The organism is Pseudomonas sp. Pmew2 (genome assembly GCF_058129885.1).
In genome coordinates, this window is the sequence record NZ_CM176702.1 from 3355823 (window position 1) to 3372857 (window position 17035).

At 59.2% G+C, this 17035-nt stretch carries 14 protein-coding genes; 7 read left to right on the forward strand and 7 right to left on the reverse strand.

Translation table 11 applies throughout. The features are described 5' to 3' along the window. The first annotated feature begins 215 nt into the window (after positions 1-215). Positions 216-983, forward strand: coding sequence for a C1 family peptidase (locus AC4ANK_RS15265; RefSeq protein ID WP_002553372.1), 768 nt, complete (start codon positions 216-218; stop codon positions 981-983). A 5-nt stretch (positions 984-988) separates the two neighbouring features. Here the strand turns inward: AC4ANK_RS15265 and AC4ANK_RS15270 are convergent, their stop codons facing one another. Next, positions 989-2188: a XylR family transcriptional regulator gene (locus AC4ANK_RS15270; protein WP_002553371.1), complete on the reverse strand. Its 1200-nt coding sequence runs from the start codon at positions 2186-2188 to the stop codon at positions 989-991. 182 nt (positions 2189-2370) lie between these two features. Here AC4ANK_RS15270 and xylA point away from each other — a divergent pair, with 182 nt between their 5' ends. From xylA to AC4ANK_RS15300, 6 genes are all read left to right on the forward strand, one after another. Beyond that, positions 2371-3687: a xylose isomerase gene (xylA, locus tag AC4ANK_RS15275; RefSeq protein ID WP_002553370.1), complete on the forward strand. Its 1317-nt coding sequence runs from the start codon at positions 2371-2373 to the stop codon at positions 3685-3687. Positions 3688-3826: 139 nt separating this feature from the next. Continuing rightward, entirely contained in the window at positions 3827-4828 is a 1002-nt protein-coding gene (gene xylF, locus AC4ANK_RS15280; protein WP_002553369.1) for a D-xylose ABC transporter substrate-binding protein, read from the forward strand. A gap of 93 nt (positions 4829-4921) precedes the next feature. Further along, entirely contained in the window at positions 4922-6478 is a 1557-nt protein-coding gene (gene xylG / locus AC4ANK_RS15285; RefSeq protein ID WP_002553368.1) for a D-xylose ABC transporter ATP-binding protein, read from the forward strand. Continuing rightward, positions 6479-7615, forward strand: coding sequence for a sugar ABC transporter permease (locus AC4ANK_RS15290; RefSeq protein WP_002553367.1), 1137 nt, complete (start codon positions 6479-6481; stop codon positions 7613-7615). Positions 7616-7854: 239 nt separating this feature from the next. Continuing rightward, positions 7855-8145 carry a CesT family type III secretion system chaperone gene (locus AC4ANK_RS15295; RefSeq protein WP_004665222.1) on the forward strand — a complete coding sequence of 97 codons (291 nt, stop codon included), beginning with the start codon at positions 7855-7857 and terminating at the stop codon, positions 8143-8145. A 407-nt stretch (positions 8146-8552) separates the two neighbouring features. Next, positions 8553-9434 (forward strand): hypothetical protein, encoded by an 882-nt coding sequence (locus AC4ANK_RS15300; protein ID WP_005777017.1) that lies wholly within the window; start codon positions 8553-8555, stop codon positions 9432-9434. 45 nt (positions 9435-9479) lie between these two features. Here AC4ANK_RS15300 and AC4ANK_RS15305 read toward each other — a convergent pair whose 3' ends face one another. The 6 genes from AC4ANK_RS15305 to AC4ANK_RS15330 are packed head-to-tail and all read right to left on the reverse strand — an operon-like array spanning position 9480 to position 16763. Then, entirely contained in the window at positions 9480-9914 is a 435-nt protein-coding gene (locus AC4ANK_RS15305; protein ID WP_002553364.1) for a RidA family protein, read from the reverse strand. Between the two features lie 40 nt (positions 9915-9954). Beyond that, entirely contained in the window at positions 9955-11538 is a 1584-nt protein-coding gene (locus AC4ANK_RS15310; protein ID WP_002553363.1) for a flavin monoamine oxidase family protein, read from the reverse strand. Between the two features lie 22 nt (positions 11539-11560). Then, complete coding sequence (locus tag AC4ANK_RS15315; protein ID WP_044324819.1) at positions 11561-12490, reverse strand: ABC transporter substrate-binding protein; 930 nt, start codon at positions 12488-12490, stop codon at positions 11561-11563. A gap of 28 nt (positions 12491-12518) precedes the next feature. Next, the gene (locus AC4ANK_RS15320; RefSeq protein ID WP_031597061.1) at positions 12519-13304 is read right to left on the reverse strand and encodes an amino acid ABC transporter ATP-binding protein; all 786 of its coding nucleotides are present in this window, start codon (positions 13302-13304) and stop codon (positions 12519-12521) included. Further along, positions 13297-14271: an amino acid ABC transporter permease gene (locus AC4ANK_RS15325; RefSeq protein ID WP_002553360.1), complete on the reverse strand. Its 975-nt coding sequence runs from the start codon at positions 14269-14271 to the stop codon at positions 13297-13299. The genes AC4ANK_RS15320 and AC4ANK_RS15325 overlap by 8 nt, the downstream gene beginning before the upstream one ends. 41 nt (positions 14272-14312) lie before the next feature. Next, a complete protein-coding gene (locus tag AC4ANK_RS15330) occupies positions 14313-16763 on the reverse strand; it encodes a TonB-dependent receptor plug domain-containing protein (RefSeq protein ID WP_460385054.1) in 2451 nt (816 codons plus the stop codon). Positions 16764-17035 lie beyond the last annotated feature (272 nt).

Consider the following 17035-nt stretch of genomic DNA (forward strand, 5'->3'; position numbering starts at 1 on the left):
CCCAGCGCGGAAAAAAGCGGAAATTCTATTCCGCAAGTTCATTTAAAAATTGATTCACATGGCCTATTACTCAACTAACAGTACTGGCCAAATGAGCCCACTCGGCCAACTCATAGCTCACTACTTACTAAATGAAGTTTAATCCGCGCCTGCCAAAAACCTGTTTACATGAGGACTGTCAACTTTTCCGACAGTGTCTTACAAGGAGATACGAAATGACCTATACCGTGAAACAGTATGGATGGATTCGCGATCTGCCTGATCATCGAGATCATCTTTATGCGGCCCCCACAACGGCGCTGGCGGCGCTCCCACACATGGTTGATCTGCGTCCCCATTGCCCGCCCGTATACGACCAGGGCCAACTGGGCAGTTGTACCGCGAACGGTATTGCCGGAGCGATTCAGTTTGATCGCATGAAGCAAAAGCTGACGCCAGCATTCGAGCCCTCGCGGTTGTTTATCTACTACAACGAACGGGTCATTGAGCATACCGTCGATTCGGACAGCGGCGCGATGATCCGCCACGGAATCAAAAGTGTAGCGGAGCAAGGTGATTGCCCTGAAAAAGAGTGGCCTTATGACATTGAAAAGTTCGCTGTCAAACCTCCGGCTGCCTGCTACAAGGACGCTAGAAAATACAAAGCGGTGTCCTACCAGAAGGTTGCGCAAAACCTCAACCAGATGAAAGGCTGCCTGGCGGCAGGCTATCCGTTTGTCATTGGTTTTTCCGTCTACGAGAGCTTTGAAAGCAAGAAAGTCGCCCAGACCGGTCATGCCCCGATGCCGGGCCCTCACGAAAAAATGCTCGGAGGGCACTGCGTGTTGGCGGTGGGTTACAACGATGCCCATCAGCATTTCATCCTGCGCAACTCATGGGGCACTGGCTGGGGCATGGAAGGCTACTTCACCCTGCCGTACAGCTATCTGCTGGATGAAAATCTGTCCACCGACTTCTGGACGATAAGGGTCGTGGCTGCCTGACCTTCTCAGGCACCTGGGCATTGCACTGCCGCATTGACACCTTGCAGGTACTCTCGCGGCGTGCAACCAAATTCCCGGCGAAAGACCGTATGCAGGTATTGCGCCGACCGGAAACCACAATCGCGTGCGATGTCGGCAATTGCGCAGTCCGTATTTTGCAGCCCGTGTGCGGCAGCGGCCAGTTTGAAACGCAGGATCTCGTCATGCACGCTACAGCCCCGCACCCGGCGAAAATGCGCTTCCAGCGACGAGCGCGAAACGCCCACGTACGCGGCTACCTGAGCGGTCTTGATGCCTTGGCACGCGTACTGCCGGATAAACAGCAACGCCTGCATGACATACGGGTCCCCCAACGGTTGGTGCAGACTCGAAGCCTGTACGTTGACAGCGTCCGGCGGTATCAGAATGTGGGTGCCGGAAGACGGCATGCCATGCAACATCTGGTGCAGCAGGCGCGCGGCGGTTCGGCCCATTGTGTCGGTGCCTTGAACCACCGAGCTCAGCGGGACACGCGTGAGGGTTCTGGTCAACGGATCGTTGTCGATGCCGATCAGCGCCACTTGTTCAGGCACGGCAATTCCGGCAGTCAGGCAGGCCTGCAACAACTGACGGGCGCGGGCATCTGTCACGGCAATGATCCCGATAGGCTTGGGCAGGCTTTGCAGCCAGGCGATCTGCTGTTCCACAGCGCTGTCCCAGAGCGGTGCACTGGTGCCCAGGCCGCGATAAACCTCGGCGTGCAGGCCGTCGCGCTGCAGCAGTCGACGAAAGGCCTGCTCGCGCTCCTGCGCCCAGCGATTGGCCTGAGCCTCAGGCAGACTGAAGCAGGCAAAGCGGGTCAGCCCGGCCACTATCAAATGCTCGTAGGCGGCCTTGATCAAGGCGTGGTTGTCGGTCGCGACATAGGGAATGCCCTTCGGGTAGGCGCGCTGATCCTGATAGGAACCGCCTACCGCCACCACCGGCAGCCTGATGCCAGCCAATGCCTCGCCAATCAGCGGGTCGTCGAAGTCGGCAATGATCCCGTCACCCTGCCAACGCTCGATGCCTTTCAGGCGACAGAGAAAATCTTCCTCCAGAAACAGATCCCAGGACACCCGGGTACTGCTTAGGTAGTTGCCGATGCCGCTGATGATGCCGCGGTCATAGATTTTGCTGCCGTTGAACAACAGTGCAATACGGTGAACGGGGGGTACGGTTTTCATTATTTTTATGCCGGTTTTTTATATTGATTCGATAAGCACTACATCGCTCAACACAGACTAGGCCCGCAAAGGACCAATCTCAATACTCAAAATCGCACTGCGCGTTGACGATTTTCATAATCAGCAGGCCTGGGGCCGTTGCTAGTATCGAGGCATCGCCAAGAACAATAAGGAAAACGCAGATGCCGTACTTCCCCGCCGTCGACAAGGTTCGCTACGAAGGCCCTGACAGCGACTCGCCCCTTGCCTTTCGTCACTACGATGCCGACAAACTGATTCTCGGCAAACCCATGCGCGAGCATTTGCGCATGGCGGCCTGCTACTGGCACACGTTCGTCTGGCCGGGCGCCGACATGTTTGGTGTCGGCACTTTCAAGCGTCCATGGCAAGGTTCCGGGGACCCGCTGGAGCTGGCTATCGGCAAGGCTGAAGCAGCTTTCGAGTTTTTCTCCAAACTCGGCATCGACTACTACAGCTTCCATGACACCGACGTGGCACCGGAAGGCAGCTCGCTCAAGGAGTATCGCAACAACTTCGCGCAGATGATTGATCAGCTGGAGCGTCATCAGGAGCAAACCGGGATCAAGCTGCTGTGGGGCACCGCTAACTGTTTCAGCAACCCGCGTTTTGCCGCAGGGGCCGCCAGCAATCCGGACCCTGAAGTATTTGCCTACGCCGCGACTCAGGTGTTCAGTGCCATGAACGCCACCCAGCGACTCAAAGGGGCCAACTACGTCCTGTGGGGCGGTCGTGAAGGCTACGAAACCCTGCTCAATACGGACCTCAGGCAGGAGCGCGAACAGTTGGGCCGCTTCATGCGTATGGTGGTCGAGCACAAACACAAGATTGGCTTCAAAGGCGACTTGCTGATCGAGCCCAAGCCGCAGGAGCCCACCAAGCATCAGTACGATTACGACAGTGCTACGGTGTTCGGTTTTCTGCAGCAGTACGGTCTGGAAAAAGAGATCAAGGTCAACATCGAAGCCAACCACGCGACCCTGGCCGGACACAGCTTCCACCACGAAATTGCCACAGCAGTCTCGCTGGGGATCTTTGGCAGCATCGATGCCAACCGCGGCGACCCGCAGAACGGCTGGGACACTGACCAGTTCCCCAACAGCGTCGAGGAGATGACCCTCGCCACCTACGAGATTCTCAAGGCCGGTGGTTTCACCAATGGCGGCTACAATTTCGACTCCAAGGTCCGTCGTCAGAGCCTCGACGAAGTCGACCTGTTCCACGGCCACGTTGCCGCCATGGACGTGCTCGCCCTGGCGCTGGAGCGCGCTGCGGCGATGGTGCAGAACGATAAGCTTCAGCAGTTCAAGGACCAGCGCTACGCAGGCTGGCAGCAGCCGTTTGGCCAATCCGTACTGAGCGGAGGTTTCAGTCTCGCTTCGCTGGCCGAGCATGCGTTCGCCAACGACCTCAACCCACAAGCCGTCAGCGGTCGGCAGGAATTGCTTGAAGGAGTGGTCAACCGCTTTATCTACTCCTGAAGCAAGGCTGAACGGACGCCGCAGTGACATTCTCACGACAAATCTGTGCCCGCGGCGTCCGACAACGTTCTACAGTTGCACCGGCATTACGCTGCACATCATTAAGTGTCTTTCGAACAACAATAAAAGGACGCACCCTATGAACACCCTGAAACGCACGCTGCTTGCCAGCGCTCTGGCCTTGCTGTCCCTGCCGGTCATGGCCGACTCCGCCCACCCGAAAATCGGTTTTTCCATTGATGACCTGCGTCTGGAACGCTGGTCACGCGACCGTGATTACTTCGTTGCGGCAGCGGAGAAACTGGACGCCAAGGTCTACGTACAGTCGGCGGATGCCAACGAGCAGAAACAGATATCGCAGATCGAAAACCTCATCTCTCGCGGCGTCGATGTGCTTGTCATCGTGCCGTTCAACGCAACCGTGCTGACCAATGCCGTTGCCGAAGCCAAGAAGGCCGGGATCAAAGTGGTGTCTTATGACCGGCTGATCCTCAACGCCGAGATCGATGCTTACATCTCCTTCGATAACGAAAAGGTCGGCGAAATGCAGGCCGGCGGCGTGCTGAAAGCAGCCCCCAAGGGCAACTACTTTTTGCTGGGCGGCGCACCCACAGACAATAACGCCAAGATTCTGCGCGAAGGTCAGATGAAGGTGCTGCAGCCAGCCATCGACAAGGGCGATATCAAAATCGTCGGCCAACAGTGGGTGAAGGAATGGAACCCCACTGAAGCCCTGAGCATTGTTGAAAATGCCCTGACCCGAAATAACAACAAGATCGATGGCATCGTTGCTTCCAACGACGCCACCGCCGGGGGCGCGATTCAGGCGCTGGCCGCACAGAAACTGGCCGGCAAAGTGCCTATCTCGGGGCAGGATGCGGACCTGGCGGCGGTCAAGCGGGTCATTGATGGCACCCAGACCATGACCGTCTACAAGCCGCTGAAGCTGATTGCCAGCGAAGCCGCCAAACTGTCGGTGCAACTGGTGCGCAACGAGAAGCCTGCCTTTACCGCGCAGTACGACAATGGCAGCAAGAAAGTCGACACCATCCTGCTGACCCCGACACCGTTGACCAAGGACAGCATCGACCTGCTGGAGAAAGACGGGTTCTACACCAAGGCGCAGATGGGCGGCCAGTGAGCTATCGATAATCAGTCGATAGAAAGCCTGGGCCTGTGCAGCACGGCTGCGCAGGCTCAGGCACGCCCTTGGATCCCCGTGTGAGCCTGTGCCATGTCCGACTATCTGTTGCAAATGAACGGCATCGTCAAAACCTTTGACGGCGTCAAAGCCCTGAACGGCATTGACATAAAGGTCCGGCCCGGTGAATGCGTCGGCCTGTGCGGCGAAAACGGCGCGGGCAAGTCCACGCTGATGAAGGTGCTGTCAGCGGTTTACCCCTACGGCACCTGGGACGGCGAGATCCTCTGGGATGGTAACCCCCTCAAGGCGCAGTCAATCAGCGAAACGGAAGCAGCCGGTATCGTCATCATTCATCAGGAACTCACGCTGGTGCCTGACCTGTCGGTGGCCGAAAACATCTTCATGGGTCATGAACTGACGCTCCCGGGTGGGCGCATGAACTACCCGGCCATGATCCATCGCGCCGAAGTGTTGATGCGTGAGCTCAAAGTGCCAGACATGAACGTGGCTCTGCCGGTTTCCCAGTACGGCGGCGGTTATCAGCAACTGGTGGAAATCGCCAAGGCACTGAACAAGAAAGCTCGTCTGTTGATCCTCGACGAGCCGTCCTCGGCCCTGACCCGCTCGGAAATCGAGGTGCTGCTGGACATCATTCGTGATCTGAAAGCCAAGGGCGTGGCGTGCGTGTACATTTCGCACAAACTCGATGAAGTGGCGGCCGTGTGCGACACCATTTCGGTGATCCGCGATGGTAAGCACATCGCCACCACCGCAATGTCGGACATGGACATCCCGAAGATCATCACCCAGATGGTCGGTCGCGAAATGAGCAACCTTTACCCCACCGAACCCCATGAGATCGGCGAGGTGATTTTCGAGGCGCGAAACATTACCTGTTACGACGTCGATAACCCCGGACGCAAACGGGTCGACGACATTTCGTTTGCTCTCAAGCGCGGGGAAATTCTCGGCATTGCCGGGCTGGTAGGCGCGGGTCGCACCGAACTGGTGTCCGCTCTGTTCGGTGCCTACCCGGGCCGATATACCGGCGAAGTGTGGCTGGACGGCCAACCTGTCGACACGCGCACGCCGCTCAAATCAATCCGCGCCGGCCTGTGCATGGTCCCGGAAGACCGTAAGCGTCAGGGCATTATTCCGGACCTGGGCGTTGGTCAGAACATCACCCTCGCGGTTCTCGATACCTACTCGAAAATGACCCGCATCGATGCCGAAGCCGAGCTGGGCAGCATCGACCGGGAAATCTCGCGCATGCACCTCAAGACGGCCAGCCCGTTCCTGCCGATCACCAGCCTGTCCGGTGGCAACCAGCAGAAAGCCGTGCTGGCGAAGATGCTGCTGACCCGCCCGCGCGTTCTGATTCTCGACGAACCGACCCGTGGCGTCGATGTGGGTGCCAAGTACGAGATCTACAAGCTGATGGGCGCGCTGGCGGCCGAAGGTGTGTCAATCATCATGGTCTCTTCGGAGCTGGCCGAAGTACTGGGAGTCTCCGACCGTGTGCTGGTGATTGGCGAAGGCCAGTTGCGCGGCGACTTCATCAACCATGAACTCACTCAGGAACAGGTGCTCGCCGCTGCGCTCAGCCACCCCGATGCCCCTGACAATAATGCCCGGAAGACCGCATAGATGAACCAGGTCAAACAGTTCTTCACCCGCTACAAAATGCTTGCGCTGGTGATTGCCATCGCAGTGATCTGGCTGTTCTTCAGTTGGCAGACCGATGGAGGGTTTCTGACCCCGCGCAACCTTTCCAACCTGCTGCGGCAGATGTCCATCACCGGCATTCTGGCTTGCGGCATGGTATTGGTGATCATCAGTGGCGAGATCGACCTGTCGGTGGGTTCATTGCTGGGCCTGCTCGGGGGGCTGGCGGCGATTCTGGATGTGGTTTACCACGTGCCGCTGCTGGCCAATCTGAGTCTGGTGGCCCTGTGCGGCTTGATGATCGGTCTGGCAAACGGCTACATGACGGCCTACCTGCGTATTCCCTCCTTCATTGTCGGGCTGGGCGGTATGCTGGCCTTTCGCGGCATTCTTCTGGGGATTACCGGCGGCACGACCATCGCCCCGGTATCGCCTTCGCTGGTCTACGTCGGCCAGGGATATTTGCCGCACTCTGTCGGTACAGCGCTTGGCGTACTGTTGCTGGCCCTGACGCTGTTCCTGACCTGGAAACAACGGCGCAATAGAGCCCTGCACGGGCTGGCGGCACATTCGATGATCCGTGATGTGTTACGCGTGGTATTGATCGGCGCTGTGTTGGGCGGGTTTGTCTATGTGCTCAACAGCTACGACGGAATCCCCGTTCCGGTATTGCTGTTGCTGGTCCTGCTCGGTGTGTTCAGTTATGTCACCAGCCAGACGGTTTTCGGACGGCGCGTCTATGCGGTGGGCAGCAACATGGAAGCCACGCGGTTATCCGGCATCAACGTACAGGCCGTAAAACTGTGGATCTTCGGCATCATGGGCGTCATGTGTGCCTTCGCCGGGCTGGTCAATACCGCACGCCTGGCTGCAGGCTCTCCCTCGGCCGGCAACATGGGCGAACTGGACGCCATTGCCGCCTGTTTTATCGGCGGCACGTCCATGCGCGGCGGCTCGGGCACTGTCTACGGTGCCCTGCTTGGCGCGCTGGTCATCACCAGTCTCGATAACGGCATGTCCATGCTCGACGTCGACAGTTACTGGCAGATGATCGTCAAGGGCGGCATCCTCGTGCTGGCGGTGTGGGTGGACGTGAGCACACGGGCCGGACGGCGGTGATTCGCAGAAGTCAGAGGTTGTGCTGACCACTTTATTCTGGAGTTGCCGGTCTCGACAGTTCCCACAGGTTAATCGAGATACCGGGAACCACAGCGTGCGTTCCAGCCACTCACCGTCGATATGGTTTTCTACGGATACTGGCAATGAACTCATCCTCCACTCTACAAAAGCTGCTTGATAGGCGTGGTCAGGCGGCCAACGGAAATTCTGCGACACAGGCCGTACAGTGGCAGGAAGGAATGAACCTCACACTGCATGTGAACGGCGATAGCCTCACGATGTTGGCAGAGATCATCGATCTGCGTGCCGACCCTCAGGACGACATCCTCTTGCGCAAGCTGCTTGCCCATGCTTTTCCGGGCCTGCGGCTACGACGCGGCGCGTTGACCATCAACCCGGACGAGAACACGTTGGTGTATTCCTACGAGCATGACTTTCTCGCACTGGACAAGACCCGATTCGAAAATCTGCTGGCTAACTTTGCCGAAACAACGCAGGAGTTGCGTAACACCGCGCAGCGCCTGCGTTAGCGCTGAGGACAGAGCCCATGTTGAACAAGCCGACGTTGAACGGGATTGCCCCTACCGCACAAGCCGCTGCTTCCCATGCCGTCGAGGGCCCCACAAGCCCCACGCCAATGCGACTGGATGCAGCGCAAGGTCAGCGACCACTGCCACCGATGGACGCGCCATCGTCGTTACGCCTACGAGCGTCCGGCACATCGTCAGGTGGAGAACCGCAGGCGGCTCAGGAAAACTCAGGCAGCGCGGCTGCAGACAACAATGGAGCTGCACGCGCTCGGCGAGAGCCGGGGATTGATCCAGTCAGGCTTTTTGTGAAACTGATGGTAGGAACCCTTGCGCTCTCGACAGGATGTCGATTGACAAGGCATCCGGATGATTTTGCAAAAGATCCTGGAGGCAGTATATGGGCGGCCATGAGTTTAAAGCATCGCTCTTCTCAGAACGATCTGGATCAGGGAAACAGAACGGTTCTGGAGCGTTACGGCGCCTACATTCCCAAAGACAGTAACTGTTTCAAAGCAAAGGCAGACGTCACTCACGACATTCCCCCTGGCGTCGCAGGTCAGTGGAACGTTAAAACCCGTCAGGTGAAGCTGAACCCCAACATTGCGCTTGAAAGTCACCCGGCCGAGGTCGCAGGGCACGAGTTCATACACTGTTACACCCACCCGGAGTTCAGGGGTCGTCACATTGATCATCGGCACTGGAAAGCCTTGAACGAAGGCCTGACCACTCATCTGACGGAAAAACTACCCACGCCGAAACGCCTCTTGCCTATCCCTCTGGCCAAAGACCCTTATCACGGTTTCAAACTGGCCACAGGAGACTCATGGCCCGCTGCGGCGAAACGTATTGAAGGTGCTGTCGGCGAAGATACGCTGCTGAAAGCGTTCTTCGGCGGCGACGATGACGCCATCAGTGAAGTCGCCAAAGCCGCTGCCCAGATCTATCCCCGGCTTGCGTCAAGCCGCACCGAGCAGGAGTTGTACAGAGCCGGAATGATGCGCGGCTCGCAGCAATTGGCTGAGTGTTATGCCGGTGCCTTGCTCGCCAGCGGTCAGCCTTTGCCCGAGAGCTGGTCACGCAATATGCTCCCGGTGTTCAGTTTCTCGGACATGCAACCCGAGCAGGCGAAAAAGGCGCAATTGCAAGCAGAGCAGAGCCAGGAGCGAATGGGCATCATATTTGATGCGGCATTTTTCTCACCAGACCTGAAGACCCAACGACAGGCATTGGGCATGCTGCGCGAAGATCTACTGATGCACTGGGAAAACGTTGTGCCCGATAAAGGCTGACCCATCGAAGCCCTCGCTTTAAAGGCTACCGGGAAGGAAAGGTGCTCAAGCCTGCCTGGCCGCTACCGCTTCCACTTCGATCAGCGCACCGGGCAACGGCAGCGCCACCACCTGCAAAGCGGTGCGCGCAGGTTTCAAGGGTTGCTCGGGGGTGCCGAAAAACTGCGTGTAACCGGCCTGCAGGCCTGCAAAGTCAAGCTTGCCGCCGGTTTCCTCGGCCCCCACCAGAAACACCCGCAACTGCACGATATCGCCCAGATCAAGGTCCTGTTGCCGGAGGATATTGCGCAGTTTGTTGAACACCGAAACGCTCTGCACTTCAGTGTTGCCATAGGCGGCAGGCGTACCCGCCGGAGCGTGTGGGTCGGCAAGGTCGGGCAAAGTGCCGCTGATGAACACCAGAATGGCCGAGGCAGGCACAGTCACGGTTTGCGAGATTGGAAAATCGCCGACGCTGGTACGTTGAATGCTGTCGCTCATGGTGTCACTCCTCAATGGATGTTGATGCTGCAATAAAGGCTCAGGACGCCGTGAGGGCCGCCGTCTGTCGTTGCTGGATAACCCGCTCGGCCAGTTGCCCGACCACATGGCGCGCCGAATTGGCGGCTGATTCCTGCCAGATACCCACGCCGCTCTGCACCAGCCCGTCGCCAGCGAAGTAAACCCGGCCATGAGGTTCATCCAGCAAGGCGCTGGCGTCGGCCGGGAAATGTTCGCGTTGCAGCCACGGGCCTTCGCTGTAAGGAATCTGCTCCCAGGACACGGCCAACGGGTTACGCAGGTGATGCGAGTAACCGGGATGCAGCAGTTCGACCGCCTCTCTGGAGGCTGCGTATTGCGCCTCGAACGGTTTCGCGCCGAACACGTCGGCACCCTCCCCGGTCACGTAACCGGCGACGAGCAGGCCATCGCGGGTGTTCAAGTCATTGCTCGGGTACCACAGCAGGCGCGCCGGATGGTCGATCCAGGACAACCCGCCATAGGTGCGGTAATCGGTTTCCCAGAAGCGCGGGGATTGCCACGCCACCTTGGTCGCCTGATCGTTGCGGGTGCTCAGCAAAGCAGCCTTGACCGGCTTGCTGAAGTCGGTATCCAGCCTGGCCAGCAACGGCAACGGCAGGGTCGAGACCAGGTAATCGGCGCGTACTACCTGTTCGCGGCCGCTGTGTCTGTCGTGATAGGTGACCGCCACACCGTCTTCCAGTTGACGAATCTGGCGCACCTGCGCGCCCAGTTGCACCTGTTCAGTGAGGCGCTGGTAAAAGGCGTCGGTGATGCGGTCCATACCGCCGACCGGCTGAAACATGGTCGCCGAGAACTCGGGAAACTCAGTGTGCAGCAGCGCGCCCCACAGCTCGGGATGCAGCAGGCGCTCCAGCCCTACCGGCTGCGCACTGGTCGGCAATGCCCCCGGATGCGAGAGCGACTCCTGATGTCCGGAACGCAGGCTGCCCTCATAAGCCAGTTCCTGCGAGAGGTCGCCATACACCTGCAAAAACGCTAACAGGCGCTGACGCTCTTCGCCGCTCAACACATCGTCCAGAGCATCGCGCTGCACCGCCGTGGCCAGTAGACCCGAGAGGTGGCCGCGGGCGTCGTTGATAGCCTGGCCGACAGTGAACGCGGGCTGTTGCAGGTCCGGGCGGACCTGAGCGCCATGGCTGCTGTTGACCAGCACTTCAAGCGGCACCCCCAGCTCGCTGCAATAGTCGAGCAGCGTGCGGTGCTGGCTGGGAATCCGCGCTGGCCCGGCATTGAAATACAGCCCGGGATCAAAGCCCACGGTCTGCGTGCGACCGTCCTTGTAGTCCACCTGATCGCCGCTGCGCAACGTCCAGTTGCGGCCGCCCACTCGATCACGGGCCTCCAGCACTTGCACGGTAAACCCTGCCCGCGTCAATTCCAGCGCAGTCACCAGCCCGGCGATTCCGGCACCCAGCACCAGTACGCGAGTGCCCTGCCCCAGCCCGCTTCCGAGTTTAAGAGGTTTTGGCCGCCGGTGTGATGAAGGCCCCAGCCCCAGTACCGCAAGCGCGTCCTTGACGGCTTTTTCGCCACCTACCGCAGCAATGCTGGAAAGTGCTTCACGTCGTGTCAGTCCCATGTCATTTGCTCCCTTGAAGGCCTCAATCCGGTAAGCCGGGCGGGTTGATCAGCGACTTGTCGACGCGCTCCACATCCAGGCCCCAGCGCTGCAACACTTGCTCGTACTGCCCGCCGGCAATCGCGCCTTCAAGGGCGGTATGAATCGGTTTGACCAGACCGTTGTCCTTGCGCGTGGTCACGGCGATATCAGCCTGCAGTGGCCAGCCGCCGTTAACCGTGCCGACCCGCTTGATGCCTCCGGTGATGGCGGCCGAGTAGGCATACACCGAATTGGGCCCGAACAGCGCATCACTGCGCCCCGACTGAATGGCAAGCTGCGCAGCCGCCTGATCATCGAAATACTGCAACAGCGCAGGCTTGATACCAGCCTTTTCGTTAGCCTCGTTCCACACCAACAGGACCTTTTCCTGATTGGTGCCGGAGCCGACGATGATCTTCAGCCCCGCGATGTCCGACGCCTGTTTTATCTCGCTGATTTTGCTGTTGGTCTTGACATAGAAGCCCAGGACATCCTGGCGGTAGGTGGCGAAATCGAAGCGTTTCTTGCGCGCTTCGGTCACGGTGACGTTACTGATGACTGCGTCGTATTTGCCCGAACTGACGCCCAGTGGCCAGTCCTCCCAACTGGTCTGCACCACGTTCAATTGCAGGCCCAGGCTGTCCGCCACCAGTTGCGCGGTGTCGGCCTCGCTGCCGATGGTGGTCTTGTCATCATTGGCCAGCAGCGCCAGGGGCGGCCCCGCCACACCGGAGACGGCCACGGTGAACTTGCCTGGCTGGGCAAACTTGAAGCCCGCCGGGATCTGCGCAATGGCCGCTTCGTTGCGCGGTACATGAATGCGTTGCCGGTCAGGACTGAGGTCGACCGGTTGCGCGGTGGAAGCAAAAGCACTTTGCGCCACGCTGACGGCTATCGTCAGCAGGGCTACGCGGGCGGTATTCACTAGCATCAGCAATCACTCCTTGAAAGCGGGAAATTCACAGCACCTTGCCGAGAAAGGCAGCGGTGCGAGGGTGTCGGGGTTGGTGGAACACTTGTTCCGGGGGGCCTTGCTCAATCAACTGGCCATCGCAGAGAAACACCACGTGATCCGCCACTTCCCGGGCGAAGCCGATCTCGTGGGTGACGACCACCAGCGTGACACCCAGTTGCGTGAGCCCTTTGATGACATCCAGTACCTCGCCGACCAGCTCGGGGTCGAGGGCTGAGGTAGGTTCATCAAACAGCAGCACCTTGGGGTCCAGCGCCAACGCACGGGCAATGGCGACGCGCTGTTGCTGGCCTCCGGAAAGCTGGCGTGGGTAAGCGTCCACTTTGTCTGCCAGGCCAACCCTGGCCAGCAGTTCACCTGCTCTTGCCTGCGCCTCGGCCTTGCTCCAGCGTTTATGGGCCAACGGTGCTTCAGCAATGTTTTCCCAGGCAGTGAGGTGCGGGAACAGGTTGAAATTCTGGAATACGAAGCCGACCTCGATGCGCCGCTTGAGGATTTCGCGCTCCTTGAGCTCATAGAGCAGATCACCCTTGCGCCGATAACCAACGTAGTCGCCGTCGATGGTGATGTAACCGCTGTCGATCTTTTCCAGGTGGTTAATGGTGCGCAACAGCGTGGACTTGCCCGAGCCGGACGGCCCGAGAATCACCGTGACCTTGCCCGGCTCAATGCTCAGGTCAATATCCCTGAGCACCTGCTGGCTGCCAAAGCGTTTGCCCACGCCCTGGATCTGAATGCGCCCTGCGCGCACGGGTGCAGAGGCTTCACTCATGATGCTTCTCCTTCAACCAGCCGCGCACTCGCTGCAAGGGCGTGGGCGGCAAAACACGCGCCGTGCCACGAGCAAAGTGTCGCTCGACGTAGTACTGCGCGCTGGTCAACAGCGTGGTAATGATCAGATACCAGACAGTGGCAACAATCAGCAGCGGAATCACCGCTTGGGTACGGTTGTAGATGACCTGCACGGTGTAAAACAGCTCAGGCAAGGCCAGCACGTAAACAATGGAAGTGCCTTTGACCAGGCCGATGATTTCGTTGAAGCCCGAAGGCAGGATCGAGCGCAGTGCCTGGGGCAAAATGATGCGGAAAACCCGACGCGAAGCCGGCAAGCCCAGGGCTGCGGCGGCTTCATGCTGGCCAGCATCGACACCGATCAGCCCGCCACGAATGATTTCTGCGGTATACGCCGCCTGCATCAGGCTCAAGCCCAGGACCGCCACGGTGAATTGACTGAGCACGTCGACCGTTGACCATTCGGCGAAGACCAGATCGGTAAACGGCACACCCAGTACGATGTGGTCGTACAGGTAGGCGAAGTTGTAGAGAATGATCAACACCAGCAGCGCCGGCATCGAGCGGAAAAACCAGATGTAGCCCCAGGCCAGCGCCGCCAGCAGCGGTGAGCCCGACAGGCGTGCCAGCGCCAGCGCCGTGCCGAGAATGATGCTGAACACGGTGCTGAGCAGTGTCAGCAACAACGTCTGGGCCAGGCCGCGCAGCACTGACGGCGAGAAGAACCATTGCCCGAACACGCCCCACTCCCAGCGCGGATTGGTCGCCAGCGAATGCACGATGGCGACCAGCACCAGTGCAGCGAATATCGACCCCACCCAGCGACCGGGATGCCGGGCGGGTACTACTTGCAACGCCTTGATCGGTGGTTGTGCTACCCGGCTCTGGCGCAGCGGGTAACGGCTGGTCTCGTCGATGAAGTCATAGGGTTTGGCGACAGTGGGCATGCTTGTTCCTCGCACTCAATAGGGGTTTTCAGGTGCTGGCCTTAAAAGGCGTAAGTCAGCCGGGTGTAGTAGTAACCGCCGGTAAAACCGTAGGGCGAATAGGTGCCGTAACTGCTGACCATGGTGCTGCTGGGAACCCCCTGTTTCTTTGGATAGATGTCGAACAGGTTCTTTGCGCCGATGGCAACGTTGAGGTTTTTGCTGAGGTTGTAGCCGAGGTCCAGATCGGTGATCCACTTGGCGCTGTACACCCGATCCAGATCGCGATTGGTTGAGGAGTTGACCTCTTTGTAGGAACCGTAACGGGTCAGCGCCAGGTTCAGGTTGAAGCGCTCGATGCTCCAGTCGCCGCCCAGAATCAGTTTGGTACGCGGCTGCACGCCGGTAATCAGATTGCGCGCTTCGCGGTCCATCAGCTCATAGGAAGTACCGAGGATCGAGGTGGATTCCTTGTAGCTGAGGATCTTTGTCTGATTCCAGTTGAACGCCGCCGTCCACTTCACCGCCCCGAACTGCCCAAGGTCCTGGCTGTAGTTGCTGACCAGATCCAGACCCTTGGTGCGGGTGTCGGCACCGTTGATGAAATACTGGCCGCCCGACGTTGAATCGATGCCGTTGTTGAGCAGCACCTGAGTGACTTCATCACCCAGCAGAGTGCCGGTCAGGGTGATGCGGTCACGCAGATTGATCACGTAGGCGTCGGCGGTCAGGGTCAGCTGATCGGTAGGCGTCAGGGTGAAACCGAGGCTGAAGTTGGTGGAGCGCTCCGGCTTGAGGTCCTCGGCACCCAACGCTCTGGCGGCACCCGAGCCGGTCGGCAATACGCCGTAATTGATCGACTGATACACGCCGTCCACCACGCCGTAAGTGGTCGAACGTGCACTGAACAGGCTGTTGGCCAGGGATGGCGCACGAAAGCCATTGCTGACGGTAGCGCGAACGGCGAACTGCGGGGTGAAGTCGTAGCGTGTGGTCAGCTTGCCGCTGCGGGTCGCGCCCACACCTTGGTTGTAATGTTCATAGCGCAATGCGCTGCCGACATACCAGTCAGGCACAGGGTTGAAGCCTACGTCGACATAACTGGCGACACTGTTGCGCGAGGCGCTGCTTTCTTCATCCGGCGAAATGCCGTTAGTGACCTGCGCACCTGAAGATGCACAGTTGCCTGGCGCAACGCAGTAGCCGCCGTTGGCATAGGATTCATAGTCGCCCGCCTGCACCTCATAGGTGTCGCGCCGATGCTCAAAGCCGTAAGACACGTCGAGGGGCTTTTGCAGGCCGACGTCGAAGCCGCGTTTGAAGTCCAGATTGGTGGTCAGCTCGGTGGAGATCCACGTTCCTGAGGTGAAGCTGTTGGGCGTGGCCTCACCCAGCGACGGGTTCTGGTTATGCGTGGTGCCCTGCTCCGCCTCGTTGCGCCCGTAAGTGCTGGACAGATCCCAGTCCCATTCACCGAGCGTACCTTTACCGCCAAACGCAGCCTGAAAATCGTCTTCATCGATGTACCAGGTCGGCGTGTATCCCGCCGGATAACCATTGGGCCCGGTGGTGATCGTGTTGGTGATGGTCGGCAGGCGAAAATTCTGCCCCTGCTCGGCCTTGCGACGCGAATAGGTGGTGAAGGAATACAGACTGAAACTGCCATCGATCGGCAGCTCGGCGTTGTAACCCAGGGTCAGCAGATTGGTTTTCGGCGTGCCGTAACCGCCATACGTGGACTTGCCCGCCAGGTCGTAGGCTTGTTCGTAGCTGTAGCCATTGGCGCTGGCCTTGTTGTCGTCATTCTGGCTGCGGGCATCCAGCGCCAGTTGCACGATACCGCCGTCGCCAATCTCAAAGCCTTTGTTGAGGCTTTGCTGCACGGTCTGCTTCTTGCCGTCATAACCGAGCCCGGCGTTGGTCACCGAGGCGCCGCTGGTGTCGGCCTTGAGGATGACGTTAATCACCCCGGCAATGGCATCGGAGCCATATTGAGCCGCCGCGCCATCGCGTAACACTTCGACATGATCAATGGCGCTGATCGGGATCAGATCGAGGTCTGCCGGCGCAGCGCCGGTGTTGATGCCGTTGATATTAAGAGTCGCGCTGGTATGGCGGCGTTTGCCATTGACCAACACCAGCACCTCGGCGGCACTTAAACCACGCAAGTTGGGCGCACGGGCAATGCCGCTGGCGTCCCAACCGGTTTTTTCCGGCAGTGTCAGAGATGGGATGACCGCGCTCAATGCCTCCATCAGGCCGGGCTTGCCAGTACTCTGTAATTGTTTGGCACTGACCACATCGATCGGCACCGGGCTGCTGATCACGGTGCGCTGCTCGGCACCGCGATTACCGGTGACTACTACGGTGGACAAGGTGCGACGCTCATCCTCGGAGGTTTTTTCCTCGGCCTGAATCGCCCCTGACAGCAACACGCTCCCTATCGCCAACGCCAGCGGGCAGAAACCCGGCGCAACAGACAACGCTCGGGCACGGTGTAAGGCTTGCTTCATATCCACTCCAGACATGGCCGTCATTGAAGCCATGCATGCAAATCGCAAAGTCGGGCGCTCCTGCTGTCGTCGGGACAGCGCGGTACGCACGTTTCAGGCTGTGCAGGTAAAACCTGCGCGATGAGCTAGCGGTGGGGTGAGAAGCCGGTTGGCGGCAGAAGTGTCGCGCAGCGCCTGGTAACGACAGGGCGAGAGGAATAAAGCCAGTGGCAGGCTTGAACAGGCAACATACGTCGAACTCCCTTCCAACGATTCTGCTTGAGGGGAATGGT